Below are 23,495 nucleotides of genomic sequence, written 5' to 3' on the forward strand. Positions count from 1 at the left end.
TCCCCGGGCCGAGGAGCACCCCATGGTGGAGGAGCAGCGCGAGCCCATGCGGCAGCGGCCCCCTGCCGAACCCGGCGTGCGTCCTGCACGGCGCAGTGAGGCCGGAGTGGCTGGGCTGGCGGCCACCGTCGACCGGCTGAGCACCGAGATGCGCGCCCTGCGGGAGGACCGTGAGGCCCGGGTTCTGGTGGCCCTCGCCCAGGGCATCTTGGTGGAACGGCTGAACTGCGCTCCCGGTGAAGCCGCACAGCAGCTGCAAAGGCTCGCCTCCGACGCCCGGATGGCTCTGCCCGAGCTGGCCGCTGACATCGTCAACCAGGCCGCCTCGGACGCCACCGCCTGCGCGGTCGCCGAAGCCCGCTCCACGTCGGCCACCCCCGGCACGAGCCGGACGGCAGAGGGAGCGGTGGGTCCGCAGGACGCAGGGGCTGCCCTGCGGCTGCGTACGGCGGAGTCCGCCGCCCTCCTGGCCGGTGACGACACCCAGGCCCTCGCCCGGGCCCTTCTCGACCGGGCCCTGCGGCCATGGGGCGCCACCGCCGCCGCCGTGTGGTCGGCCGCCCCCGACGGCTCCCTCACGCTGGCCGGAGAGGCGGGGTTCGGCCCCGCCGAAGCCGCTCGCTGGCGCTATGTCCCGCCCGGGCTCGGCACCCCGGCCCAGCAGGCCATCACCGAGGACCGAACCGTGTGGATCAGCGAGCCCGGCGATGTGCTGCCGCCCACCATCGGCGCTGGCAGCAGCGGCATACGGGCCGTCGTGCCTGCTCAAGGCGCCGGTCAGCGGGTCGCTGTCCTGGAGGTCCACTGGCCCGGTCCCCAGCCCGCGCTCGCCCTCCAGCGGCAACTGGACGCCCTGGCCCAGCTGTGCGTCCTGTCACTGTCCGCCCAGGCTGTGGGGTCGGGCGGGCCGCCCGGCGGAGCCGCCGCCTGGCTCGTCGGACTGGTCGACGGCCTGCTGGACTCTGCCGCCCTGCTGCGGCCGCTTCGGGACCGCGATGGCCGGATCACCGACTTCATGATCGAGCACACCAACGAGCGCTTCACGGACCCGGCCGGTCGTCCCCGTGGCGAGCTGACCGGGCTGCCGCTGCTGCAGGCGTATCCGCTGTTTGCTGGGGACGGCGGGCTGCTAGAACGGATCAAGCAAGTGCACAGCACCGGGGCCACGTATCGCAGTCGGAGCATGGTGCTCAGGTTCCCGGGCAGCCCGGCGCCACCGGTCGTGGCCGCTGCCGTGGGGCTGGCCCGTTTCGGCGATGTGGTGCTGCTCAGCTGGCGGTTCCCGGAGGGCGACGCCCGGCTGGCCGACCTGCTGACGCACGCTCAGCGGCTCAGCCAGATCGGCGTCTTTGAGGAGAACCTGGCCACCGGTGAGATCACCTGGACCGAGCAGCTATCCACCCTGTACGGGCTGCCACACGGCGCGGCCCCCATTCCGCTGCACCAGCTCTCGGAACATGCGCACCCCGACGACACCGGACCTGTGGGGCGCTTCCTGCGCACCGTGCTGCACCAGCGGGAGGAGAGCACGATCACCTTCCGGCTGCGGCGCACCGACGGGGTGGTCCGCCACCTGCGGGTGGTCGCCGAACCTCTCTGCGACGCCTCCGGGCTCCTGGTCGCAGTACGCGGCGTCTACCAGGACATCTCTCCCCACCGCTGGACCGAGGTCGCGCTGGCCGCCACCCGGGACCGGCTGGCTGGTGCCGAGCAGCAGGCCGCGGAGCGTCATCGCCTGGCCCGGCAACTGCAGCGGGCGATCATGCCCCCCACCGAACACCCGGTGTACGGGGCGGGGCTGCGGGTCGCCGTGCGCTACCGTCCGGCGGAGGAGGACCAGCGGGTCGGCGGAGACTGGTACGACGCCGTCGTCCTGCCCGATGGCCGGGTGCTGCTCACGGTTGGTGACATCGCCGGCCACGGCATTTCTGCCGCGACGGGCATGGTCGTCCTGCGCAACGCCCTGCGGGGCCTGGCCATCACCGGTGCGGGGCCGGCTCGGCTGCTCTCCTGGCTGAACAGCGTCGCCTGCTGCCTCACCGAGCAGGTCACCGCGACTGTCGTCTGCGGCCTGTTCGATCCCGCCGCCCGCTCCCTGCGCTGGGCCAATGCAGGACACGTACCTCCGATCCTCGTCAGCCGTGGGAAGGCGCAAGCACTCGAGCCGCCGGACGGCGTGCTGCTGGGCGCTGTTGAGACCGCTTTGTACGAGGAGACCCGGCACGAGGTGCAGCCACAGGACATCTTGCTGATGTACACCGACGGCCTCATCGAGCGCCGCGACAGCAGCATGGACCAAGCCCTCGAACAGCTCCTGGCCGCCGCCAGCCGCCCGGTGGACAACCTGGAGGACTATCTGGACCATCTGCTGTCCTGCGACATCGCCGACACCGATGACGACACCTGCCTGATCGCCGTTCAACCGACTTGATCGCCGTGCTGTCCGTGGGTCCCGGACCGGCACCCGTTGGGCGGTGCTCGCCCGGGTGGCCGATTTCCTCGAGGAGCGAGTCCTTGCGGATCTCTCTACCAGGGTCCGGCGGACGCGCCGGGCGGGTCGAATTGTCTGATGCGCGCAGCGGGCTCCGCCACACGGCCTGCGGCCCCCGGGGGAAAGAGGGCCGCGGAGTCGGTTCAGAACTTCGCGCCGAAGTCCTGTGTCCAGAAGGTGCCGTAGCCGGTGTCGGGCTTCGTCACGTAGCCGATGCCTATGTGCTCGAGCGAGCAGTTGAGGATGTTCGCCCGGTGGCCCGGGGAATCCATCCAGGCCTTGACCACGTCGGCGGCGGTGGTCTGCCCGGCGGCGACGTTCTCGGCCAGTGCACTCCAGCCGGTGTAGCCCGCCGCCTGGACCATGTCCACCGGACTGCTGCCGTCGGAGCCGGTGTGCCCGACGAAGTTGTGGTTCGCCATGTCGACGGTGTGGTTCTGGACGGCTGTGGTGAGTGCGGGGTTGCTCGTGAGAGCCGGGCAACCGGCCTTGGTGCGTTCGGCGTTGGTCTGCTTGATCACTTCCGACCGCAGGGAGGCAGGGCCGGGGGTCGCCGACGCGGGCACGGCAAGCAGTCCGGTGGACGCCACAGTGCCGACCAGGATCGCCGTCAGGTACCGGGGACTGACATGGTTCTCTCCAAAGCAGGGCAGGGCGATACGGCCCAGTGGATGTTGTCGGGGACACGGAGCTTGGTCCGGGCGAGCGAGGTGTTCCGGCAGGATGAACATCGATGGCGGACGGTGCGTGGGCGGTACTCGGCGCGATCGCCGCTTTTTCACGACCGCGCCGAGGGATCGGAGACCGCAAGCCGGCGCCGTTGGCCGTCAAAGGGGCTTGATGACAACCTTCTTGAGGAACGAGTAGCCGGGGAACCGGAAGGTCTGACCCTCGCGGTTGAGAACCTTGTCCTTCTTCTCACCCAAGGGCGTCGACAACCTCACCCTGAGTCTGGCCACCCGGCGGCTGGCGCGCGCGTATGCCCGCCAGGGTGACCTGGAGGAAGCCGGCTCCACCCTCGACCGCCTGGTGCGGCACTTCGACACCCCGGCGTTCAAGCCGCATGTCGTGGAGGCCGTGCGCGCGCAGGCCGACTCCACCAAGGCCCAGCTCATGGCCGACTTCGGCGCGGGCTGAGCCACGGGCGCGGGCTGCTCACGGACGTCGTCCGCCCGTGGGCAGCCTACGCACGCCGGTGCCGGTCCGCTGCTTGTGACAGCACCGCGTGCAGAGCTGTGGGACAGGGCGGAAGGAGCCCGTCGTGCTCGATCTCGTCCTGTACGGGCCGGAGGGTCCGCAGCCCGTCGGCCGTCCCGCTCCGATACAGGTGGAGGTGCGGAATACGGGCGCACGGGAGGTGTGGATCGCGGGGGTGCTCGACGGGTCTGAGGCCGGACTGCGGTATCCGCACTACCTGCCGTCCGTCACCCTCGCCGGTAGCGGGCGGACCGTCGCTCGGGCCCGGGCCGGGCGAGGATCCGCTCGTCGGGCCGCCGCGGACGGGCGACCTGCGCCGACTGACGCCTGGGGAATCCTTCGACCCCACGGCCGGGGCCCGCCCGCTGCCCTTGCTGACCTTCGCTCCCCGAACCCCCGGCCGCTACGTCTATGCGCTCACGCTCTCCACAGAGGCCGGGCGTCCCGAGGAGTGGCTGAGCGGTTTCGGGCTGCCGTCAGGGACCGAGCGGAAGGAGCTGCTGGGCCTGGTCGCGCGGGTGCCGCGGGTCACAGGACTGGCCGGTCCGGTGGTGGTGGAGTTCCGCCGGGCCTGAGGGGCCGGCCGACGCCGGGGTCCGGGCGCGCCCGGATTGGCTCGGCGCCGCACTGCCGGTCCTCCGGGCCCGCGATACGGGGCACAGGAGGGGGTACCAGCCACGGGCTGCTTCGTCACCGTCGCCGCCGCGGCCGCATGCAGCATCGGGCCGGCCGTGGCGGTCCACCCGATGCTGGGTTCGCGGTCAGGAGCCGCGTTGGTGAAGGTGCGGGCATCCCGGAAGCCGAGGCGTCGGGCGCAACCGCTGGCCGGCAGGTCGGTGTGGGCGAGCAGTCTTGTGGCCTCCAGCCGGATGCGCTGGTCGAGGAACGCCTTGGCGCCCATGCCCGTGGTGGCTCCCGTCGCCTGGGTCCGTGAGGGGGCGCACAAGGGTGGGCCATCGGGAAGGGCTGCTGGCCGGTCCGCGATGGCCGCCTGGTAGTGGCCGGCGAGGCTGCGCAGCCCTGCTGGCGCGCGGTTCCACTTTCCGAACGCTCGTGGCGGATCCCGCAGCGGGACACGGTCCACCGACAGATGAGAATCCCGTTGATCACCTTGCGGTGACCCTTCCACCGCCCTCTTCGCCTCACATGCCCGGAAAATGGTCGGTCACCGCCTGGAGCGGGGCCGCAGGTGGGTCTCACGCCGTTGGCTCCAGGCGATGTCAACTGCCGGGGCACCAGGGGCGCCGACGGCGGGACTACAGGGCGGCGATGACGTCGGCAGCGGTCATCGGCAGCGAGAACATCGGGAAGTCGTAGGAGATGGCGTTGTCGTGCTCCTCCTGCGAGGTGGCGGCGACGCAGTCGGTCAGGGTGATCACCCGGAAGCCGTGCTCGTAACCGGTGCGCATGGTCGACTCCACGCAGCAGTTGGTGAGGAATCCGCCGAGGATGATGGTGTCGATGCCCTTGCTGCGCAGGATGAAATCGAGGTTGGTGCTGGCGAAGGTGTCGAGCCCGCGCTTGCCCTCGATGACGATGTCCCCGTTCGCCGGAGTGAGCTCGTCGACGATGGCCGCGCCCCACGTGCCCTTGACAAACGCCTTCCCGTCGACGACGCCTTTGAGGATGCCGTACGGGTGTCGGGTCAGCTCGCCGTAGCCTTCCGCGAACGTGATGGGCGCATGCATGATCGACACTCCGGCTCCCCGGGCGGTGTCGACCACGGCGACGGTGTTGGCAAGCATGTCGGTGCGCTTCATGACGTCGGCGACCGCCTCGTGCAGCACGCCGCCGTCGCTGGTGAACTCGTTCTGGTACTCGATGAGCACGATTGCGGTCTTGGCCGGGTCGAGCTCGAGCTGGTCGGTCATCGCGACACCTGACTTCCGCCTCTTTGAGGTAGGTAGTGGCCTTCTGTGTTCTGAGGCACAGCGAGAAGCACGATAGCTGCTTGTCCGACAAGCAGACAAGAGTCTATCGTGTGCCGCATGACGATCTCGCCGGTATCGCGCATGCCCCTGAGCCTGGACGTGGCTCAGCGCCTGCGGGCGGCCATCCTCGACGGCACATTCCCGGCCGACACCGAACTGCCCACGGAGACCGAACTCGCCCAGTCCTTCGGCGTAGGGCGGTCCACCATCCGCGAGGCGCTCAGGGTGTTGCAGGCGCACGGTCTGATCAGCGGCGCGGATACCGTCTCGACCGCGCGTCCGCGCGTTACCCACGAGCGCACGGCGGGCGCGGCCAGCCTGGCGCTGAGCACCGCGTTGCAGGTCGGCGCGATCCCGCTGGGCGACCTGGTGGCGCTGCGCATGCTGCTGGAGGCGGAGGCGATACGGCAGACCACCTCCGTGCCCGATGCGGCTCGGTCCTGCCTGGTCACCATGGCGGCAGCGGTGGAAAACACCGACATCCATACCTTCCACGCCGCTGACGTGGACTTCCACGTGCAACTCGCCTACGCCGGGGGTAATCAGGCGCTGGGGTTCGTCCTCGGCGTGCTGCGCGACTGCATCGCCGGCTACCTGCTCGACGCGCTCGCCGCGGTGGCCGACCGGGACACGGTGCTCGCCCGTCTGCTGGCCGAACACCAGGCGATCGTCGACGCGCTGGACGCGGGCGAGTCCGACCGTGCCGCCGAGCTGGTCGTGGCTCACGTCCGCGGTTTCTACGCACCGGAGACGCCATGACCGAAGCTGCCGCGGACGTCGCCGCCGCCCTCGCCGCCGCGCTTCCGGGCCGGGTGGTCACCGACCGGGGCGCGATGGAGGCCTACCGCCGTGACCAGTGCCTGTTGGCTCCCGCGGGGCGCCCGGCTGCGGTGGTACGCGCTCGCTCGACCGATGATGTGATCGCCACACTGTGCACAGCCGGCGACCATCGCGCGCCGGTGGTGACCCGGGGGGCCGGCACCGGGTTGGCCGGCGCGGCCAATGCGATCGACGGCTGCGTCGTACTCTCGCTCGCCGCGATGGACCGGATCCTGGCTCTTGACGTGGCCGGCCGGACGGCAACGGTCGAGCCGGGCGTGGTCACCGGCGATCTCGACGCCCGCGCCCGCGAGCACGGCCTGTGGTATCCGCCGGACCCGGGCAGCAAGGCGATCTCCACCATCGGCGGCAACCTGGCGACCAACGCAGGCGGCATGTGCTGCGCCAAGTACGGGGTCACTGCCGACCACGTCGCCGCGCTGACGGCCGTACTTGCCGATGGCCGCGTGATCCGTACCGGTCCGCCGACCCGCAAGAACGTCACCGGGCTCGACCTCACCCGGCTCCTCGTCGGCTCCGAAGGCACCCTCGCCGTGATCGTGGACGCCACCGTGCGACTGCGACCGTTCCCGATGGCCACCGCGACCGCAGTGGCCGCGTTCCCGACACCCCAACAGGCAGTCGACACCGTGCTGCAGATCGCGGCGGTCGCCGACCCAGCGGCCGTGGAGCTCATGGACCGCACCTGCATTCGCGCCGTCAATCGCCTGACACGCATGGGGTTGGACGAGTCCGCCGGGGCGCTCCTTCTCATCCAGTGCGACGGGCCGTCCGCCGATCAGGAAGCCGCCACCTGTGCCAGGCTGGCTGAAGCCGGCGGCGCCACCGAGGTGCTGCACACCGCCGACCCGACGGACGGCGAGATGTTCATGCAGGCCAGACGAACGGTGTACCCGGCGCTGGAGAGACTGGGCACCACGCTGCTCGACGACGTCGGCGTCGCCGTCCAGGACCTTCCCCGATTGCTTGCCGCGATCGAGCGGACTGCCGCCGACCACGGCGTACTGGTCGGCACCTTCGGCCACGCCGCCGACGGCAACCTGCATCCGACCATCGTCTACGACGCCACCGACACTGACGCTGCCGACCGTGCCGGTGCGGCGTTCGACGACATCGTGGCCGCCGCGCTCGCGCTCGGCGGCACGATCAGCGGCGAGCACGGCGTGGGCTCGCTCAAGACACGCTACCTCGACGCACAACTCGGTCCCACCGAGCGGGAGCTGATGACCGGCATCAAGGCCGCCTTCGACCCCGAGGGCATCCTCAACCCGGGCCGCGGGTACTAGGCCGTCTCCGCAAAGCGGCTGGGTCGGTCTGTTCGTGGTGCGTCGTCATGAGATGCCTGACCGGGCGTGGGAAGTGATCGGGCCGTTGCTTGGTCCGGCGCGGATGGGCCGGCCGGTGCGGGGGCGCCGTCAGCTCGTCAACGACATCCCACTGGAGCTGTCGACCGGGGCGCCTGGCGGAACCTGCTCGAACGCTACGAGCCTGGACGGTCGACCAACGCTTTCGCCGTGGGTCCGCCGACGGCACCCGGGACCGGCTGCCGACCCATGAGCGTCAACTCTGTCCGTCGTCCGCTCTGAGCTCTGAGCTTTGAGGCGCATCCCACTCACCTGGTACGAGCGAGCAGCCAGCACCGACCATCGGTGCCGGGAACGTGCAATTGCCCACAGTTACATTGTGCGCAATCAAATTGCGTACTAGCGTCTGTGGGCAAGACACCACGAGAGGGAGGCGGCACAATGAATCCCGTCCGCTACGAGGACTACCGGCCCATCGAACGCCCGTCCTATCAAGAGGAGATGGAAGCAGTCGTTGCCCAGGTGGGGCGTCGTACTCGCGCCTCGGTCGAGCGCGAGACCGTCGGCCGCGCTGTCCGCACTGCCCACGGAAAAACCTATGGCCTCCTCAAGGCCACGGTCACGGTTGGTGACAATCCAGGCTTCTACGGGCAGGGCATCTTCGCCGAGCCGACCGCGTACGACGCCGTCGTCCGCTACTCGAACGGCTTGGGCCACCACCGCCCCGACCACCAGCTGGGCGCGGCATGCGGAATGGGCATCAAGCTGTTCGGAGTTGCCGGCCCCTCGCTGCTGGACGACGAACGAGACAGCGGCACCTTCGACCTCAACCTGATCAACAACGATGTCTTCTTCGCGAACACGGCCTACGACTACATGGTGATCGAGGATTTGTTTGCCGAATTGCCCGAGGCCCTCGTGGACCCAGCCCGCCGCAAGACCTGGATGGCCGAGTTCCTGACCCGCCGGCACACGCTCACCGATCCCGCAAGCTGGCTGTGGGACGAACTGCTCGCCATGCTGTCGTTCACCACTGTCCCGCGCAGGAACCTGCTGTCGTACAGCTACAACGGCATGGGCGCCATCCGGTACGGCGATCACATCGCCAAGATCCGTACCGTGCCGACCGCCGCGTCCCTGGCCTCCCTCACGCACCAGATCGTGGACGTGCGCGCGGACAATGAGGCATTCCGCCGCACCCTGGTGGCCGAGGCCGCGGAGCGAGACCACTCCTTCGAGCTCCAGGTCCAGCTCAACACCGATCTGGCCCGTATGCCGGTGGACAACACGTCCGTCAAGTGGCCCGAGGACCTGTCCCCTTGGGTGACAGTCGCCCGGGTGGATCTCCCGCGCCAGGACATCGGCGGGAATGACAACCTGGTGGCCGCCGACGCCACGTCGATCACGCCGTGGCGATCACGCGAGGAACACCGGCCCATCGGCGAGATTCAGCGGGTGCGGCAGGAGGTGTACCGGCGTTCGTCCATCGAACGGCACCGCATCAACGGACAGGTGCGGCGCGAACCGGCCGGCAGCGCTGAGCTGCTGGGCTGAGCTGCGTCGGTCGCTCCCCGCTGCCGGGCGGATGCAGTGGGCCCCGCACCGCCGTCCACCGGCCCGCCGGGCAGCCAGGGGCGCGCGACGTGGTGGCTGGCGGATGGTCAGCAGGTATGTGGTTCCCCGCTCCTTGGCTGGTCGAAGAGCCGTTTCCACTCCGGCCGGTGCCGGGCGCCCGTCCGGGCCCGGCACCGGCCGGAGCGTCCGGTGCTCGTCGCCCATGCCGGGGCAGCCGCCGTCGTCGCGCTGCAGCAGCGGCCGTCACCTCCTACAAGGACGGCAGTTCGCACAGCAGCCACATCGCCACCGTGCTCCACGGTGCGCCCGTCGCGCCGGGAAGCTCCGTCTCGACGCGCTACGACGTGCTGCGCACCCTCCCGGACCTGGCCGGGCTGACCACCCACGCGGGAGCCGCCCGCGCCCCCGGCAGCACCGGAATGTGGAACTGACCTGGGGGCGGGCTTCACATGAAGCCGTCCCACAGCGGTGAAACAGCGTCAGGGCTGCCGCCTTGTGGGAGGCGTGTCCGCTGTTGGCGGCCACGGCCGTCCCGCAAGCAATGGCCACCCGGTTCGAGCGGATCGCGCGCGAGGCCCTGTCAGCCGAGCTTCAGAGGCCGGCATCCACGACGGCGCGGCCGAAGGAGCTGGCGAGTTCGGCGAGACGTTCGCAGTCGGCGTCACCCAGGTCGGCGTAGGCGGGAAGGGCCAGGCGGTTGGTGCGGTCCTCGATGTGCTGGTGCAGGATTACGCCGTCCGAGGTGAGGCAGTCGCCGTCGAGGAGACCTCGCTCGGGCAGGCGCTCCCGGGTGCTGTGCGCGGCTGGCCTTGAGGAAGTGGACGGGAACATCACCGGTGGCGGCGTGCAGAGCCAGGGCCTCAAATCCCCTGATGCCCTCGCTCGGCAGGCACGCGACGTGTCCGTCTCCATGGAGCTCCCGGAGCAGCGTCTGGGCGTGCCACAGCTCCAGTACCGGCTCCGGCCAGGGCAGTGCGGCATGTGCGGCGAACAGCGTGCGGCCCTGGGTGTGTTCGCAGGCCGCCTCGGCGGCCCGGCGGGTCAGCGCCAGCACCTCGTCCGAGCCGGGCAGCTCGTGGACCCCTGCCCGCCGCAGGGCTTCGCCCGCCGCGGCGTACCGAGCGTCCAACACCTGCTGTGGTGTCGTTGCGTTCCACGCCCCGTCGACCGCCTGCCGTACGAAAGCGGGGGTTGAAGTTGTAGAAGGTCGAGGTGACCAGCTCGGCGGATGCTCGGGAGGGTCTCGAACCGGTACGGCCCGTTGACCCACGGCCTGGTCTCCTGCGTGGTCGCCGGGTTGAACGCGCTGTCGTGCGGGGTCCAGACCACCGTCAGGGTGCGAGGCCGTCTCAATACCAGCCCCGAGTCTGCCGGAAGCCGAGGAGCAGCACCGAGCGGCCCTCCCGCGGACCCGCCACGATCGCGGAGAGCACGCTCGCACTCGTGGATGCTCAGGGCACGGCACCTCACCATACCGGCCGGTCGGTATCCTGCAGGGGCCGGAGAGGGCCGTCAAGGCCGCGAGCATGCGCACACCCCGGCGACGGCGGCTTGGGGGCCTTGGGCCAGACCGTGATCCCATGCTTAGCCCGATCATCCCGAGGTGGTTGAACATGACGTCGAATTCAACTATAACGATCAGGAGGGCCGACTCCCGTCACCCCAGTGGCCGTGGCTCATGTCATCGGTCACCGGAAGCGACGGTCATTGCGCCCTCATCGCGCTGCAGCTGGCGTTCGGCACCGCCTACCGGCCGTCGTGCCCGGCTCACGGAGCTCGGAATCCCGGATCCGACGCTCCGGGGCGAACCGGACCAACAGGAAACAGTGAGGCGACATGAGAGAAGCGGTCATCGTTTCGACGGCACGGACACCTATCGGAAAGGCTTACCGCGGCACGTTCAACGACACCCAGGCGCAGGAACTCGCCGCCCATGCCCTTTCGCACGCGGTGCAGCGCGCCGGGCTCGAGGGAGCCGAGGTCGAGGATGTGATCTTCGGTTGCGCCGTGCAGCAGGGCTCCTCCGGTGGCAACGTCGCGCGTCAGGCCGCTCTCCGCGCCGGACTTCCGGACACCGTGTCGGGGATGACGGTGGACCGGCAGTGCTCGTCGGGCCTTATGGCCATCGCGACGGCCGCCAAGCAGATTGTCACGGACGGCATGCAGATCGCAGTCGGCGGCGGCGTCGAGTCGATCTCCTTGGTGCAGAACGACCACATGAACACCCACCGCATGGCGGATCCCTGGCTGGTCGAGCACAAGCCGAGCATCTACATGCCGATGCTGCAGACGGCGGAGATCGTCGCCGAACGCTACGGCGTGAGTAGGGAACGCCAGGACGAGTTCGCGCTGGTGTCACAGCAGCGCACCGCGGCGGCGCAGGAGGCCGGCCGGTTCGACCGGGAGATCGTCGCTCTCAACAGCGTCAAGAAGGTTCTCGACAAGCAGTCCGGGGAAGTGCGGGACGAGGAGATCACCCTGACCCGGGACGAGGGCAACCGCGCGTCGACGACGCTCGAAGGCCTGGCCGGGTTGGCGCCGGTGCTGCCCGACGGTCAGGTGAGCGCGCATTCCAGCGTGACGGCGGGCAACTCCTCGCAGTTGTCGGACGGGGCTTCGGCGTCGGTGCTGATGGAGTCGAGGGAGGCCGAGCGCCGCGGACTGGAACCGCTGGGCGTCTACCGGGGTATGACCGTTGCCGGTTGCGGGCCGGATGAGATGGGCATCGGTCCGGTGTTCGCCATTCCGAAACTGCTGAAGCAACACAACCTCACCATCGACGACATCGGCCTGTGGGAACTCAACGAGGCCTTCGCTTCCCAGGCGTTGTACTGCCGTGACGAACTCCATATCGACCCGGAGCGGTTCAACGTCAATGGCGGCGCGATCTCGGTCGGTCATCCGTACGGAATGACCGGTGCCCGGCTGGTGGGTCATGCCCTTGTCGAGGGCAAGCGCCGAGGCGTCCGATACGTGGTGATCTCGATGTGCGTCGGCGGCGGAATGGGCGCAGCCGGACTGTTCGAGGTCGCCTGAGCTCAGCATCCCTGCTGGGGACGGGCAGCAGGGACCGGCAGGGGGTGCGGTAGCAGGGGCCCTACATGAGAGCCGACGAAACATGGCCGCCGTCGCATGGGCCGACGGTTCGCCGACCGCGAGAGAGAGGCGTGGATACCGTGGCGAACGTGGTGGAAATGACCCGAACCGCGGTCCTGGTGGACTTCGGCGGTGTGATCACCTCCAGTGTGTTGCGGGCTTTCACCGACTTCGGCGCCTCGCTCGGTGGTGACCCGCGCCTGCCGCTGGGCCTCCTCGCCCGGGACCAGCCATCACGCACCCTCCTGGCCGACCACGAGTGCGGCCGTATCGACACCGAAGCCTTCGAGCGAGGATTCGCCGAACGTCTCCGCGTCCACGGCGCCGACGTCCCGGCCGAGGGGCTCACGGCCCGGATGCAAGCGGGAATATCGATTGACCAGGACATGCTCGCGCTGCTCGGTGAACTTCGGGCCGCCGGCCATCCTGTTGCGCTCGTATCCAACTCGTTCGGTACCGGAACCTACGACGGCGTCGACCTCGCCGCCGTTGCCGATGTGGTCGTCATCTCCGCCGAGGTCGGGATCCGCAAGCCCTCCCGGCGTATTTATGCGATCGCATGTGAACGCCTGGGCATCGTCCCCGAGGAGGCAGTCATGATCGACGATCTGCAGCAGAACCTCGACGGAGCGGCACGGATCGGAATCGGGGGAGTACTGCACACCAGCGCCGCCGACACCCGCCGCCAACTCGCCGAACGCTTCGGGATCACCGCCTGTCCGATCGACTGACCGAACCAATCGACTGACCGAACCGATCGATCGACCGGGGGCAGCGAGGTCGGTCATCCGGCCATACCGTCCGAGGACCATGTCGAGGCCGCGCCAAGTCAACTGATCGGCGAGGGCGAGACCCACACCGTCACCTGCTCACATCCCGGAAGGCACCGCCATGACCAGCGTTTTCGATCCTGTGTGCCGCCACGCGGCCGCCACCCCCGACAACATCGCGCTGCGTGGTGACGCGGATCAGTGGACCTACCGTCAGCTGCGCGACGCGAGCGTACGGTACGCCGGCGCCTTGGCCGCAGAGGGCCTGTCCCCCGGGGACCGGGTGCTGCTCGCAGCGCCGTCGGTGCCCGAGTTCGTGGTGGCTTACCTCGGGATTCAGGTCGCGGGCTGTGTCGTGGTGCCGGTGAACACGATGTCCACCAGGGCCGAGGTCGAGTACGTTCTCGGCGACGCCGGGTGCTCATCGGCGATCGCATGGCACGCCCTCGGCTCCGCCGTCGCGGACGCGGCCGCGGCGCTCAAGGTGCCCTTCCGGATGCTGTTCCCGGGCGCCTCGGTCACCGGTGCAACCCCTGTCCATGTCGTCAGCCGGGACCGCGACGAGACCGCGGCCATCTTGTACACCTCCGGCACCACAGGGCGGCCGAAGGGGGCCCAACTCACTGTCGGCAACCTCTTGTCCGCCGGGGAGATCGGCGCCGAGTGCAGCCGCGCCTCGAGCGTCGACCGTACCGGCACCGGACTCCCGCTGTTCCACGTGTTCGGCCAGGCGTCGGTCCTGATGGCGACCCTGACCGTGGGCGGCTCGATGTCGCTGCTGGCCCGATTCGACCCGGCGTCGATGCTGGACATGCTGCGCCGCGACCGGCTCACCATCATGGCCGGCGTGCCGACCATGTGGAACGCGCTGCTGCATGCGGCGGGTGATGCGAACCCGACTGACTTCGCCGGGCTCCGTGTCGCCGTCTCCGGCGGCGCGTCGCTGCCCGGGGAGATCGCCCGAGCCTTCGAGGCCCGCTTCGGATGCACGATCCTCGAAGGGTATGGGCTCACCGAGACCACCGCGTTCGGCACCTTCAACGACATCGACCGCGGCGGTAAGACCGGGTACACCGGCAGGGCAGTCCCGCGGCTGCAGGTGCAGGTGCGTGATGACGACGGCAAGGAGTGCCCGCCGGGTACCGTCGGCGAGGTCCACATCAAGGGACCCACGGTGATGCGCGGTTACTGGAACCGCCCCGCGGACACCGCTGCGGCAGTCTCGTCCGACGGCTGGTTCCGGACGGGCGACCTCGGCGAAACCGACACGGACGGTGACCTGCGCATCGTCGACCGTATCAAGGACCTGATCATCCGCGGCGGTTACAACGTCTACCCCGGTGAGGTCGAGGAAGTTCTCTACGAGCATCCGGACATCGTCGAGGCAGCCGTGATCGGCGTCCCCGACGAGCACTACGGCGAGGAGGTCGCCGCGCTCATTGCTGCCCGGCCCGGTTCGGAGCTCGGTGCCGCCGAGGTGTCGAGCTGGGCACGAGAGCGGCTGTCCGCCTACAAGATCCCGCGCATCGTCCGGTTCGTCGACGCGCTGCCCAAGGGCCCGACCGGGAAGATCCTGAAGCGGTCCATCGACCGTACCGCTCTGACCCGCGACACGGCGCCCGCCGACGTTGCCCTCCGCTGATCCCCGTAGGCCTTTGCTCGACGTCACCCACCAGGAGCTCGGCCCGCTGGCCGGATTTATGACTATGGCGTCGGATTCAAGTACAGTTTCCGGGATGGACACCACTGCGCCCGAGGAGCCCGACGGCGAGAAGGCGCCGCCCATGGCGCCCCTCTCGCACCTTCGCGAGCTGCCCACGACGAAGCGCGGAGCGCGGACGCGGGCCGCTTTGGTGAAGGCCGCGCGGACGGTGTTCGAACGGGACGGCTACCTCGACACCCGCCTGACCGACATCACCAAAGAAGCTCAGTGCGCGGCGGGATCCTTTTACACCTACTTCGCCAACAAGGAAGAGGTGCTGGCCGCCGTCCTCCTGGAGGCGCAGGAGGACATGATGCACCCCGGCATGGGCCGGGTGCAGGGTGCCGACGATCCCTATGCGGTACTCGAGGCGAGCAATCGCGCGTATCTCGAGGCATACAAACGGAATGCGCAGCTGATGTCCCTGCTTGAGCAGGTCGCACAAGTGGAGCCGGAGTTCCGGGAGTTCCGAAGCCGGCGCGCTGACGCGTTCATCCGTCGCAATGCCCGCGGCATCGCCGACCTGCAGGCGCGGGGTGTCGCAGACCGTGAGGTCGATCCGATGATGGCTTCCCGCGCGCTGTCGGGCATGGTCAGCGTCATGGCCTACAACGCCTTCGTGCTCGGCGCACGGCACGAAGCAGGTACACCGGTGGACTTCGAGGAACTCGTGTCCACGGTCACCCGGCTCTGGGCGAACGCCCTGCGGTTCCCCGGCCACCGCTGATCCGGCGGCTTGTACCGCCTGCCTCATCGCCCGGTACCGCCGGGGGCTTCTCTGCTGCTCGTCTCCATACGGACATGACGATCACGCCAGGCGCATGGGCGATGCCGTGGGCCGAGCTCTTTGACGATCCATTCTGGCCGCACGCCCTTGGGGGCCGGGCGGCCTGCTCCGCATAGTGTCACGCCCACCTGTTGAACTTGACGTCAGATTCAACTATACAGGGTAGGGAAGAGCACGGTCACGCCATCTCGGGATCCATGCCCCGGCACCGCACGCCACGCCACGGAGAGGGTTCGCTGTGAACGTTGCACAAAGAGTCGCCATCGTCACCGGAGGTGGCGGCGGCATCGGCAGCGCGCTGGTCGCACGACTCGCTCGCGAAGGTGCCCGGGTCGTCGTCGCGGACCTCGACGCGGACAGCGCGCAGGCGGTGTCGCAGAGGGTCAACGCCCATCATCCGGGAAACACCGTCAGCGCCGCCGCGGACGTGTCGGACACCGCCCAGATCCAGGAGTTGGTCGCCCTGGCGGAGGCCGCGTTCGGTCCGGTCGACCTCTACTTCGCGAACGCGGGCATCGCCGGAGCGCTCGGCCTCGACGCGAGCGAGCAGGACTGGGACCTCTCGTTCGACGCGAACCTGCGAGCCCACATCCGTGCGGCGAGGCTGCTGGTGCCGCGTTGGCTCGAGCGCGGCGAGGGCTACTTCGTCAGCACCGCCTCGGCGGCCGGGCTGCTCACCCAGATCGGCTCCGCCACGTACGCCGTCACCAAGCACGCGGCCGTCGCCTTCGCCGAATGGCTGAGTGTCACCTACGGCGATCGCGGGGTCCACGTCAGCTGTCTGTGCCCGATGGGGGTGAACACCAAGCTGCTGTTCTCCGGGGAGGACTCCGGGGACCCGCTGGGAACAGCCGCGACGCGAGCCGTCACGTCCGCGGGTGACGTCCTGGAGCCGGCCGAAGTCGCCGACGCCGTCCTGGCCGCGATCGAGGACGAGCGCTTCCTGATCCTGCCGCACGAAGACGTTCTTGAGATGTACCGGCAAAAGGGCTCGGACTACGACCGGTGGCTGCGCGGGATGCGCCGATACCAGAGCTCCCTTCTGGCGCAGGCATGACCGGCGCGCCGAGCGAGGCGGATTCCGTGCCGGAGCCGACCTGCAACTCGGTTTCATGCTCCGGGCCTTCCTCGGGTCCGATGTCGTCGAAGGCGTGGCCAGTCACCTCGACAAGTGCGCCCGCCGAACTTTCCCTCCCTACCCGTCAGGAGTTCAGATGTCTCTGTTCGATATGTCGGAGCGCGCCAAGAAATACCAGGCAGATCTGCTCGAGTTCATGGATTCGCACATCTACCCCGCCGAGGCGGTGTACCACGAGCAGATGAGCGCGTCGGGCGACCCGCACTTCCACCCGCCGATCATCGAGGAACTCAAGGCGGAGGCGCGGGGGCGCGGACTGTGGAACCTCTTCCACCCGCACCCGGAGTGGGGCCCCGGACTGACCAACCTCGAGTACGCGCCGCTGGCGGAGATCATGGGGCGCAGCCACATCGCCCCCGAGGCATGCAACTGCAACGCTCCCGACACCGGCAACATGGAGGTGCTCACGCTGTTCGGCAGCGACGAGCACAAGGAGAAGTACCTCAAGCCCCTGCTCGACGGGACCATGGCCTCGGCCTTCGCGATGACCGAGCCGCGTGTCGCCAGCTCCGACGCCACCAACATCGAGCTGCGGATGGAGCGCGACGGCGACCAGTACGTGCTCAACGGCCGCAAGTGGTTCGCGTCCAACGCCCTGCACCGCAACTGCAAAGTGCTCATCGTCATGGGGAAGACGGACCCAACCGCCGCTCCGCACCAGCAGCAGTCGATGATGGTCGTCCCGATCGACGCCCCCGGGATCACGGTGATGCGCGGCCTGCCGGTATTCGGCTACCAGGACCGTGAGGGGCACGCCGAGATCGACTTCACCGACGTCCGGGTGCCGGCCAAGGACGTCCTCAAGGGTGAGGGTGAGGGTTTCGCGATCAGCCAGGCCCGGCTCGGTCCCGGTCGTATCCACCACTGCATGCGGGCCATCGGCGCAGCCGAGCGGGCGCTGGAGCTGATGTGCCGGCGCGCGCAGTCGCGGGTGACCTTCGGTAGTCCGGTTGCCGAACGGTCCAACATCCAGGACTGGATTGCGGAAGCGCGCATCGACATCGAGATGATCCGCCTGCTCACGCTCAAGGCCGCCTATCTGATGGACACGGTCGGGAACAAGGAAGCGCGCACCGAGATCGCGGCCATCAAGGTGGCCGCTCCGAACATCGCGTTGAAGATCATCGACCGCGCGATCCAGGTGCATGGAGCAGCAGGAGTGACCGAGGACTTCCCGTTGGCGATGATGTACGCCCAACTGCGGACGCTACGGCTGGCGGACGGCCCCGACGAGGTCCACAAGCGGGCCATCGCCCGACACGAACTGCGGCAGTACCGCAGCGCGGACACCGCGGCGGCGAACAACACGGGCACCCGCGGCGGCCACAAGGCAGCGGTGAGCTGAGATGACAGGACTCGATCTCACCGGTCGCACCGCCGTCGTCACCGGCGCCTCGCGCGGAATCGGGCTGGCGATCGCCCAGGCCATCGCCGCGGCCGGCGGAAACGTCGTCCTCACCTCCCGGTCCCAGGAGGCAGCTGACGCCGCCGCGGCCAAGGTCAGGGGCACGGCGCTCGGCGTCGCCGCGCACGCGGTCGACGAAGAAGCGGCCCGGCGCTGTGTCGATCTGACGCTCCAGCGCTTCGGAAGCCTGGACATCCTCGTCAACAACGCGGGGACCAACCCGGCCTTCGGGCCCGTCATCGATCAGGATCACGGCCGGTTCGCCAAGACCTTCGACGTAAACCTGTGGGCTCCCATCCTGTGGACGGGGCTGGCCACCCGGGCCTGGATGGGCGAGCACGGCGGCGCGGTCGTCAACACCGCGTCGGTCGGCGGCATGGCCTTCGAAGCCAACATCGGGCTGTACAACGCGTCGAAGGCCGCACTGATCCATCTGACGAAGCAACTGGCCCTGGAGCTCTCGCCGAAGATTCGCGTCAACGCCGTGGCACCAGGTGTGGTGCGCACGAAACTGGCCGAGGCTCTGTGGAAGGAGCACGAGCAGGCCGTGTCCGTATCGACGGCGCTCGGGCGCATAGGAGAGCCTGCCGATATCGCCTCGGCGGTCGCCTTTCTCGTCTCGGACGCCGCGAGTTGGATCACCGGCGAGACCATGGTGATCGACGGCGGCCAACTCCTCGGTGACGCGCTCCCGTTCAGGCAATGAGCGGACATCGTCGGAATCGACGCCGGGGCGCTGAGCCGCTGGTTCGAGACTTTCGGCGTCGACTTCGCCGAGCCCTTGACCTTCGACCGGGGCGGCTCGGCGAAGTCGAATCTGACCGAACATCTTGAGCGCAAGCCCCGTCCTTTGCTGACCGTTCCAAAATGTCAGCGTCGGACGAGGTGGCTCTGTGGACCAGGAAGCGCGCCAACAGATTCCCTGAGGTGGGCGGGGGACCGGTGGAGTTGCGGCTGGGCGCTGTTGCGCGGTTGAGATTGCGAGCGCGTGGCCGAGGCGGTGGCCGACACCGGTTGAACCGTGATCCGTTTGAGGCATGCTCGCTCGCGCATTGTGCCCGCATACTGGTCGACGCGGCGCTCAGTCCGCCCACGCCGGTAACGTCCCAGTGCGGGTGATCACTGGGGGCAGGGCATGGAACTGGAAGCCATAGCGCTGGCGGGCACACACGTACGACTGGAACCGCTCACACACAGGCACCACGATGGCCTGTGCGAGGCTGTCCGAGACGGCGAGTTGTGGAAACTGCAGGTGACGCTCGTCCCCCATCCCCGCGACGTGGGTGCATTCATCGACGACGCGCTCGCCGCTCATTCCGTCGGCAGCCAGCTCGCGTTCGCGACCATCGACCTGGCCACGGAGCGCATCGCCGGATCGACCCGGTTCATGGCGGTTGACCTGCCGAATCGTAGGCTGGAGATTGGCTTCACCTTCCTCGGCCGATCCTGGCAGCGTACGGCTGTCAACACCGAGGCCAAGCTGCTGATGCTCAGCCACGCGTTCGAGACGCTCGGGATGAATCGCGTCGAGTTCCTCACCGACGTCCGAAACAGCACCTCGCGGGCCGCGATCACCCGCCTCGGTGCCACCCATGAGGGGGTCCTGCGCCAGCACATGGTCATGCGCGACGGTTGGATCCGTGACTCCGCGCTCTACAGCATCACCGGCCCTGACTGGCCCGACACGAAGAACTCCCTCATGGCCCGCCTCGAACACCATCCGTCCGCTTCTTGATCATTCAGAATGCCTTCCGGAGTCGTCGGAGGCAGATGATCGAGCAGGCGAGTTCGAGAAGTGTTTCACGTCTCGTGCCGGCCGGGGACGACCCTGGGCGCCAGGGTTTGCTGTCAGCTCTCTGGACAGGTGCACCCTCTGAATGGAACGCTCGCTACAGCGGGTTGGTGCCGACCGTGTCATCCCGCATGCGGGAACCGTGCGCTCCTCCCTCCGCCATTCGGAGGCGTCCGCCGCGTACGTCCCTTCTCCTCTCTCAGCTCATCCCGTGGCCCAGCACGGCCTCGGACCGACCCGAGCGGTCGTGGAACGCCCACAGCCTGCGCCGACCGGAGCACGAGCAAGCGCCTCTACGTGGACAGGAGTTCCCCTGATGAGAGACCGAACCGCCTCTGCCCTCGCCGCAGTCCTTCTCGCTCTGGCGACAGGCCTGACCGCCTCCGCCCCCGTGCCCGCTTCGGCCGCGGACGCCGGTCCCACGCAGTTCACCGTCGACGCCACGTCCGACGCGGTGGACGCCGATCCGTCGGACGGTGTGTGCCGCACGACGGCGGGCCAGTGCAGTCTGCGTGCTGCGGTCATGGAAGCCAATGCCCGGCCCGGCAGCACCATCGTCCTGCCCGCCGGCCGATACCGCCTCACCATCCCGCCCAACCCGCTGTTCCTCCTCGGGTCCCATCCGGACCCCAAAACGGGGGACTTGAACATCAACGAACCCACCACGATCCGGGGCGCCGGTACCCGTGCCACCGTCATCGACGCCGACCGCATCGACCGGGTCTTCCGCATGCGGGCCGACACCGAGCTGTCCGATCTGACGATCACAGGGGGAGCCGCCAAGCAGCACGAGGTGCCCATCACCGACACCGGTGGCGGCGGCATCGCCAACGCCGGGAACATGACGCTGCGGCGTGTTGCCGTGACCGGAAACACCGCCGGCTACGGCGGCGGTATCTTCAACATCCCGGACTCCCACCTGGATCTGGTGGACAGCACCGTCAGTGGGAACACCGCGGGGGAGGCCGGAGGGGTCAGGTTCGACGACAGCGGCACAGTGGTCAACTCGACGATCGCGGACAACCGCGTGACGGATCCGGGCGATCGTCCCGGAAGCCTGGGCGGCTACGGCGGAGGTGTGGACATCCGCGGCCTGGGGACTGTGACGATCCTCAACTCAACCGTCACCGGTAACAGTTCACCCCGCGGTGGCGGGATCAACATTGCCCCCGCCTACCTGGACAGTCTGCCCTCACCCATCCCCGACGTCATCGACCTGCCGCTGGGACGACTGGTCCTGCGCAACTCGATCGTGGCCGGAAACACCGGCGGCGGCACGCCCGGTGACTGCGAGAAGGCCTTCGCCGTCATCGAGTCTCTCGGCCACAACATTGACGGCGACGGCAGCTGTCATCTGACCGCCGGGGGTGACCTGCCCAGCCGTACCGCGCTGCTCGGACCTCTCGCCGACAACGGCGGCCCCACCGACACCCATGCGCTGCTGCCGGGCAGCCCCGCCCTGGACGCGGCTGCCCTCTGCCCGGCCACCGACCAGCGCGGCGTCCCCCGCCCTCAGGGCGCGGCCTGTGACATCGGCGCCTACGAACGCGCGCAGTGATACCGACCACCCGGCAGCCTGCGCATCGTGCCGATGGAAGCGGTACTTGAACGCCCGCTTGGCGCACTTCGTGGTCACGCTCACGAACTAGTGCGGCCGCACGTGAAGACCAAACCTGCGGGTTATGGCACTGCGATCCGCGCTGGCGGCGAATCGCAGCTCCTTGCCCTGCTCCGCAGAAGTCCGTTTCCTCCCCCGCCTGAAGGCGGGGGCATCCACGGAGGAATCAGATGAGATTACCCAGCGCGCGCCGCACCGCGACCCGCGCCATGACCGCCCTTGCGGCGTTGCTGCTGCCGATCACGGCGCCCGCAGACGTCTTTGCTGTTGCCGACCATGACCCCCTGGTCGTCCGGACCGCGGCCGGTGCGGTGCGCGGCGCGGTCGGCCCCGGAGGCGGCCGGATCTTCCAGGGCATCCCTTTCGCCACCCCTCCCACGGGGGCATTGCGGTGGCGACCTCCCCGACCGCCCGCACCGTGGTCCGGGATTCGGGACGCCACCGCGCCGGGCCATCCTTGTCCTCAGCCGCCGTTGACGCTGCTCCCGGATGGTGGACCCGTCCTGCCCGGCGAGTCCAACCGGACTGGCAGCACCTCGGAGGACTGCCTGTTCCTGAACGTGTGGACCCCGGCCCATACCAGGGGCAGGGCTTGGCCGGTCCTCGTCTGGCTGCACGGTGGTGGCAACGCCTACGGCGCTGGAAGCGACTACGACGGATCCGCCCTCGCCCGGCACGGGGTTGTCGTGGTCACGGTCAACTACCGCCTCGGCGCCCTGGGGTTCCTCGCGCATCCGGCCCTGTCCGCGGAGAGCTCCGACCGCGCCTCGGGTGACTACGGTCTGATGGACCAGCAAGCCGCCCTGCGCTGGGTGCGGCACAACATCGGGGTGTTCGGCGGGGATCGTCACAGGGTCACCCTCGGCGGTCAGTCCGCGGGATCAGCCGACACCTGCCTCAACATCGCTTCGCCGACCGCGAAGGGCCTCTTCCACCGGGCCGTCCAGCAGAGCGGCAGCTGTGTGTCGGACACCGCCCTCGCCCCGCTGACCCTGGCGGTGGCCGAGCAGCGGGGAAGCAGCTTTGCGGCCTCGGTCGGCTGCACCGACCCGGCGGCCGCAGCGGCCTGTCTGCGTGCCGCTCCCGTCACCGAGTTGATCGCCGACGATTCCGGTGCCTCGTCCTTGTGGGCGGCGAACACGGGACCGCGCGTCCTTCCGCTCTCCCCGCGCGCGGCGTGGTCGGCGGGACGGGCGAACGCCGTCCCCGTCCTGAGCGGCAGCACCCACGACGAGTACCGGTACTTCACCGCCCTGCGCGTCGACCTGCTCGGAGGCGGACCGCTCACGCCCGCGGCCTACGCCGCCCTGATCAAGGCGCAGTACCCCGCTGAGGCGGCCGCCATCCTCGACACCTACCCGGCCTCGGCCTATCCCTCGCCGAACGTGGCGTACTCCGCGGTCGGCACCGACCGGTTCTTCGCCTGCCCGGCGAGAGGCGACAGCCGTCTGTACAGCGGGCGGGTACCTGTCTACGCCTATGAGTTCAACGACCCCGAGGCGCCGCCGTTCATCCCTGCGCCGCACACCCCGCAGGGCGCCTTCCACGCCTCGGAGCTGGCTTATCTGTTCCCGATGGACTCGCTGCGCCCGCTGACTCCCGCCCAGCGGCGGCTGTCCGTGACCATGACGGGCTACTGGGCCAGATTCGCCGCCACTGGCAATCCGAACGGACCCGGCTCTCCCGTGTGGCCGAGATACACAACCGACCGTGACGGCGTTCAGGTCCTCGCCCCCAACCGGACGGCCCCTACCGCCGACTTCGCGGCCGACCACCGCTGTGCGTTCTGGCAGCGGGACGGGGTGTCCTAAAGGGGCGTCACCGGCCTTGGCCGGGCAGCGGCTGCGGC

Annotated in this window: 19 protein-coding genes and 2 pseudogenes; 18 read left to right on the top strand and 3 right to left on the bottom strand. The window is 69.1% G+C overall.

Annotated features, from left to right (window positions below; all coding sequences use genetic code 11):
* Positions 1-22: 22 nt before the first annotated feature.
* Positions 23-2,431: a SpoIIE family protein phosphatase gene (locus Q8A52_RS26780; protein WP_316755999.1), complete on the top strand. Its 2,409-nt coding sequence runs from the start codon at positions 23-25 to the stop codon at positions 2,429-2,431.
* 203 nt (positions 2,432-2,634) lie between these two features.
* On the opposite strand, the gene Q8A52_RS26785 is transcribed toward Q8A52_RS26780, so the two are convergent.
* Positions 2,635-3,081, bottom strand: a complete 447-nt coding sequence (locus Q8A52_RS26785; RefSeq protein WP_316756001.1) for a CAP domain-containing protein — start codon at positions 3,079-3,081, stop codon at positions 2,635-2,637.
* Between the two features lie 316 nt (positions 3,082-3,397).
* Between Q8A52_RS26785 and Q8A52_RS26790 the strand changes: the two genes are divergently transcribed.
* Positions 3,398-3,628, top strand: coding sequence for a hypothetical protein (locus Q8A52_RS26790; protein WP_316756004.1), 231 nt, complete (start codon positions 3,398-3,400; stop codon positions 3,626-3,628).
* A 431-nt stretch (positions 3,629-4,059) separates the two neighbouring features.
* Positions 4,060-4,263, top strand: a complete 204-nt coding sequence (locus Q8A52_RS26795) for a hypothetical protein (RefSeq protein WP_316756006.1) — start codon at positions 4,060-4,062, stop codon at positions 4,261-4,263.
* Between the two features lie 681 nt (positions 4,264-4,944).
* On the opposite strand, the gene Q8A52_RS26800 is transcribed toward Q8A52_RS26795, so the two are convergent.
* Positions 4,945-5,559: a cysteine hydrolase gene (locus Q8A52_RS26800; protein WP_316756008.1), complete on the bottom strand. Its 615-nt coding sequence runs from the start codon at positions 5,557-5,559 to the stop codon at positions 4,945-4,947.
* Between the two features lie 117 nt (positions 5,560-5,676).
* Here Q8A52_RS26800 and Q8A52_RS26805 point away from each other — a divergent pair, with 117 nt between their 5' ends.
* From Q8A52_RS26805 to Q8A52_RS26825, 5 genes and pseudogenes are all read left to right on the top strand, one after another.
* Positions 5,677-6,378 carry a FadR/GntR family transcriptional regulator gene (locus tag Q8A52_RS26805; protein WP_316756010.1) on the top strand — a complete coding sequence of 234 codons (702 nt, stop codon included), beginning with the start codon at positions 5,677-5,679 and terminating at the stop codon, positions 6,376-6,378.
* On the top strand, positions 6,375-7,745 hold the full coding sequence (locus Q8A52_RS26810) for an FAD-binding oxidoreductase (RefSeq protein WP_316756012.1): 1,371 nt from the start codon (positions 6,375-6,377) through the stop codon (positions 7,743-7,745). The genes Q8A52_RS26805 and Q8A52_RS26810 overlap by 4 nt, the downstream gene beginning before the upstream one ends.
* Positions 7,746-7,797: 52 nt before the next feature.
* Positions 7,798-8,023, top strand: a pseudogene (locus Q8A52_RS26815) (transposase); the annotation flags it as partial.
* A 181-nt stretch (positions 8,024-8,204) separates the two neighbouring features.
* Positions 8,205-9,317, top strand: coding sequence for a catalase family protein (locus Q8A52_RS26820; protein WP_316756014.1), 1,113 nt, complete (start codon positions 8,205-8,207; stop codon positions 9,315-9,317).
* 311 nt (positions 9,318-9,628) lie between these two features.
* Positions 9,629-9,769 (top strand): hypothetical protein, encoded by a 141-nt coding sequence (locus tag Q8A52_RS26825; protein ID WP_316756016.1) that lies wholly within the window; start codon positions 9,629-9,631, stop codon positions 9,767-9,769.
* A 160-nt stretch (positions 9,770-9,929) separates the two neighbouring features.
* Here Q8A52_RS26825 and Q8A52_RS49110 read toward each other — a convergent pair.
* Positions 9,930-10,953: pseudogene (locus Q8A52_RS49110) on the bottom strand (SCO6745 family protein).
* Positions 10,954-11,174: 221 nt separating this feature from the next.
* Here Q8A52_RS49110 and Q8A52_RS26835 point away from each other — a divergent pair.
* The 10 genes from Q8A52_RS26835 (at position 11,175) to Q8A52_RS26880 (ending at position 23,457) form a co-directional block, all read left to right on the top strand.
* On the top strand, positions 11,175-12,374 hold the full coding sequence (locus tag Q8A52_RS26835; protein ID WP_316756020.1) for an acetyl-CoA C-acyltransferase: 1,200 nt from the start codon (positions 11,175-11,177) through the stop codon (positions 12,372-12,374).
* 158 nt (positions 12,375-12,532) lie between these two features.
* A complete protein-coding gene (locus Q8A52_RS26840; protein ID WP_316756021.1) occupies positions 12,533-13,165 on the top strand; it encodes an HAD family hydrolase in 633 nt (210 codons plus the stop codon).
* Positions 13,166-13,325: 160 nt separating this feature from the next.
* On the top strand, positions 13,326-14,846 hold the full coding sequence (locus Q8A52_RS26845; RefSeq protein WP_316756023.1) for an AMP-binding protein: 1,521 nt from the start codon (positions 13,326-13,328) through the stop codon (positions 14,844-14,846).
* 13 nt (positions 14,847-14,859) lie between these two features.
* On the top strand, positions 14,860-15,633 hold the full coding sequence (locus tag Q8A52_RS26850) for a TetR/AcrR family transcriptional regulator (RefSeq protein WP_316756025.1): 774 nt from the start codon (positions 14,860-14,862) through the stop codon (positions 15,631-15,633).
* A 298-nt stretch (positions 15,634-15,931) separates the two neighbouring features.
* Positions 15,932-16,750, top strand: coding sequence for an SDR family oxidoreductase (locus Q8A52_RS26855; protein WP_316756027.1), 819 nt, complete (start codon positions 15,932-15,934; stop codon positions 16,748-16,750).
* 157 nt (positions 16,751-16,907) lie between these two features.
* A complete protein-coding gene (locus tag Q8A52_RS26860; RefSeq protein ID WP_316756029.1) occupies positions 16,908-18,176 on the top strand; it encodes an acyl-CoA dehydrogenase family protein in 1,269 nt (422 codons plus the stop codon).
* 1 nt (position 18,177) lies between these two features.
* Entirely contained in the window at positions 18,178-18,942 is a 765-nt protein-coding gene (locus Q8A52_RS26865; RefSeq protein WP_316756030.1) for an SDR family oxidoreductase, read from the top strand.
* Positions 18,943-19,371: 429 nt separating this feature from the next.
* Entirely contained in the window at positions 19,372-19,971 is a 600-nt protein-coding gene (locus Q8A52_RS26870; protein ID WP_316756032.1) for a GNAT family N-acetyltransferase, read from the top strand.
* 373 nt (positions 19,972-20,344) lie between these two features.
* On the top strand, positions 20,345-21,586 hold the full coding sequence (locus tag Q8A52_RS26875; RefSeq protein ID WP_316756034.1) for a choice-of-anchor Q domain-containing protein: 1,242 nt from the start codon (positions 20,345-20,347) through the stop codon (positions 21,584-21,586).
* Positions 21,587-21,816: 230 nt separating this feature from the next.
* Positions 21,817-23,457 carry a carboxylesterase/lipase family protein gene (locus tag Q8A52_RS26880; RefSeq protein ID WP_316756036.1) on the top strand — a complete coding sequence of 547 codons (1,641 nt, stop codon included), beginning with the start codon at positions 21,817-21,819 and terminating at the stop codon, positions 23,455-23,457.
* Positions 23,458-23,495: the final 38 nt, after the last annotated feature.

The organism is Streptomyces herbicida (assembly GCF_032656585.1).
Classification (GTDB): domain Bacteria; phylum Actinomycetota; class Actinomycetes; order Streptomycetales; family Streptomycetaceae; genus Streptomyces; species Streptomyces herbicida.

What these genes read in the sequence shown, in the direction of transcription:
- Q8A52_RS26880 (WP_316756036.1), top strand. Translation starts at nt 21,817, where the DNA reads ATGAGATTACCCAGCGCGCGCCGCACCGCGACCCGCGCCATGACCGCC.
- Q8A52_RS26865 (WP_316756030.1), top strand. Translation starts at nt 18,178, where the DNA reads ATGACAGGACTCGATCTCACCGGTCGCACCGCCGTCGTCACCGGCGCC.
- Q8A52_RS26875 (WP_316756034.1), top strand. Translation starts at nt 20,345, where the DNA reads ATGAGAGACCGAACCGCCTCTGCCCTCGCCGCAGTCCTTCTCGCTCTG.
- Q8A52_RS26820 (WP_316756014.1), top strand. Translation starts at nt 8,205, where the DNA reads ATGAATCCCGTCCGCTACGAGGACTACCGGCCCATCGAACGCCCGTCC.
- Q8A52_RS26800 (WP_316756008.1), bottom strand. Translation starts at nt 5,559, where the DNA reads ATGACCGACCAGCTCGAGCTCGACCCGGCCAAGACCGCAATCGTGCTC.
- Q8A52_RS26780 (WP_316755999.1), top strand. Translation starts at nt 23, where the DNA reads ATGGTGGAGGAGCAGCGCGAGCCCATGCGGCAGCGGCCCCCTGCCGAA.
- Q8A52_RS26860 (WP_316756029.1), top strand. Translation starts at nt 16,908, where the DNA reads ATGTCTCTGTTCGATATGTCGGAGCGCGCCAAGAAATACCAGGCAGAT.
- Q8A52_RS26870 (WP_316756032.1), top strand. Translation starts at nt 19,372, where the DNA reads ATGGAACTGGAAGCCATAGCGCTGGCGGGCACACACGTACGACTGGAA.
- Q8A52_RS26835 (WP_316756020.1), top strand. Translation starts at nt 11,175, where the DNA reads ATGAGAGAAGCGGTCATCGTTTCGACGGCACGGACACCTATCGGAAAG.
- Q8A52_RS26805 (WP_316756010.1), top strand. Translation starts at nt 5,677, where the DNA reads ATGACGATCTCGCCGGTATCGCGCATGCCCCTGAGCCTGGACGTGGCT.
- Q8A52_RS26845 (WP_316756023.1), top strand. Translation starts at nt 13,326, where the DNA reads ATGACCAGCGTTTTCGATCCTGTGTGCCGCCACGCGGCCGCCACCCCC.
- Q8A52_RS26810 (WP_316756012.1), top strand. Translation starts at nt 6,375, where the DNA reads ATGACCGAAGCTGCCGCGGACGTCGCCGCCGCCCTCGCCGCCGCGCTT.
- Q8A52_RS26840 (WP_316756021.1), top strand. Translation starts at nt 12,533, where the DNA reads ATGACCCGAACCGCGGTCCTGGTGGACTTCGGCGGTGTGATCACCTCC.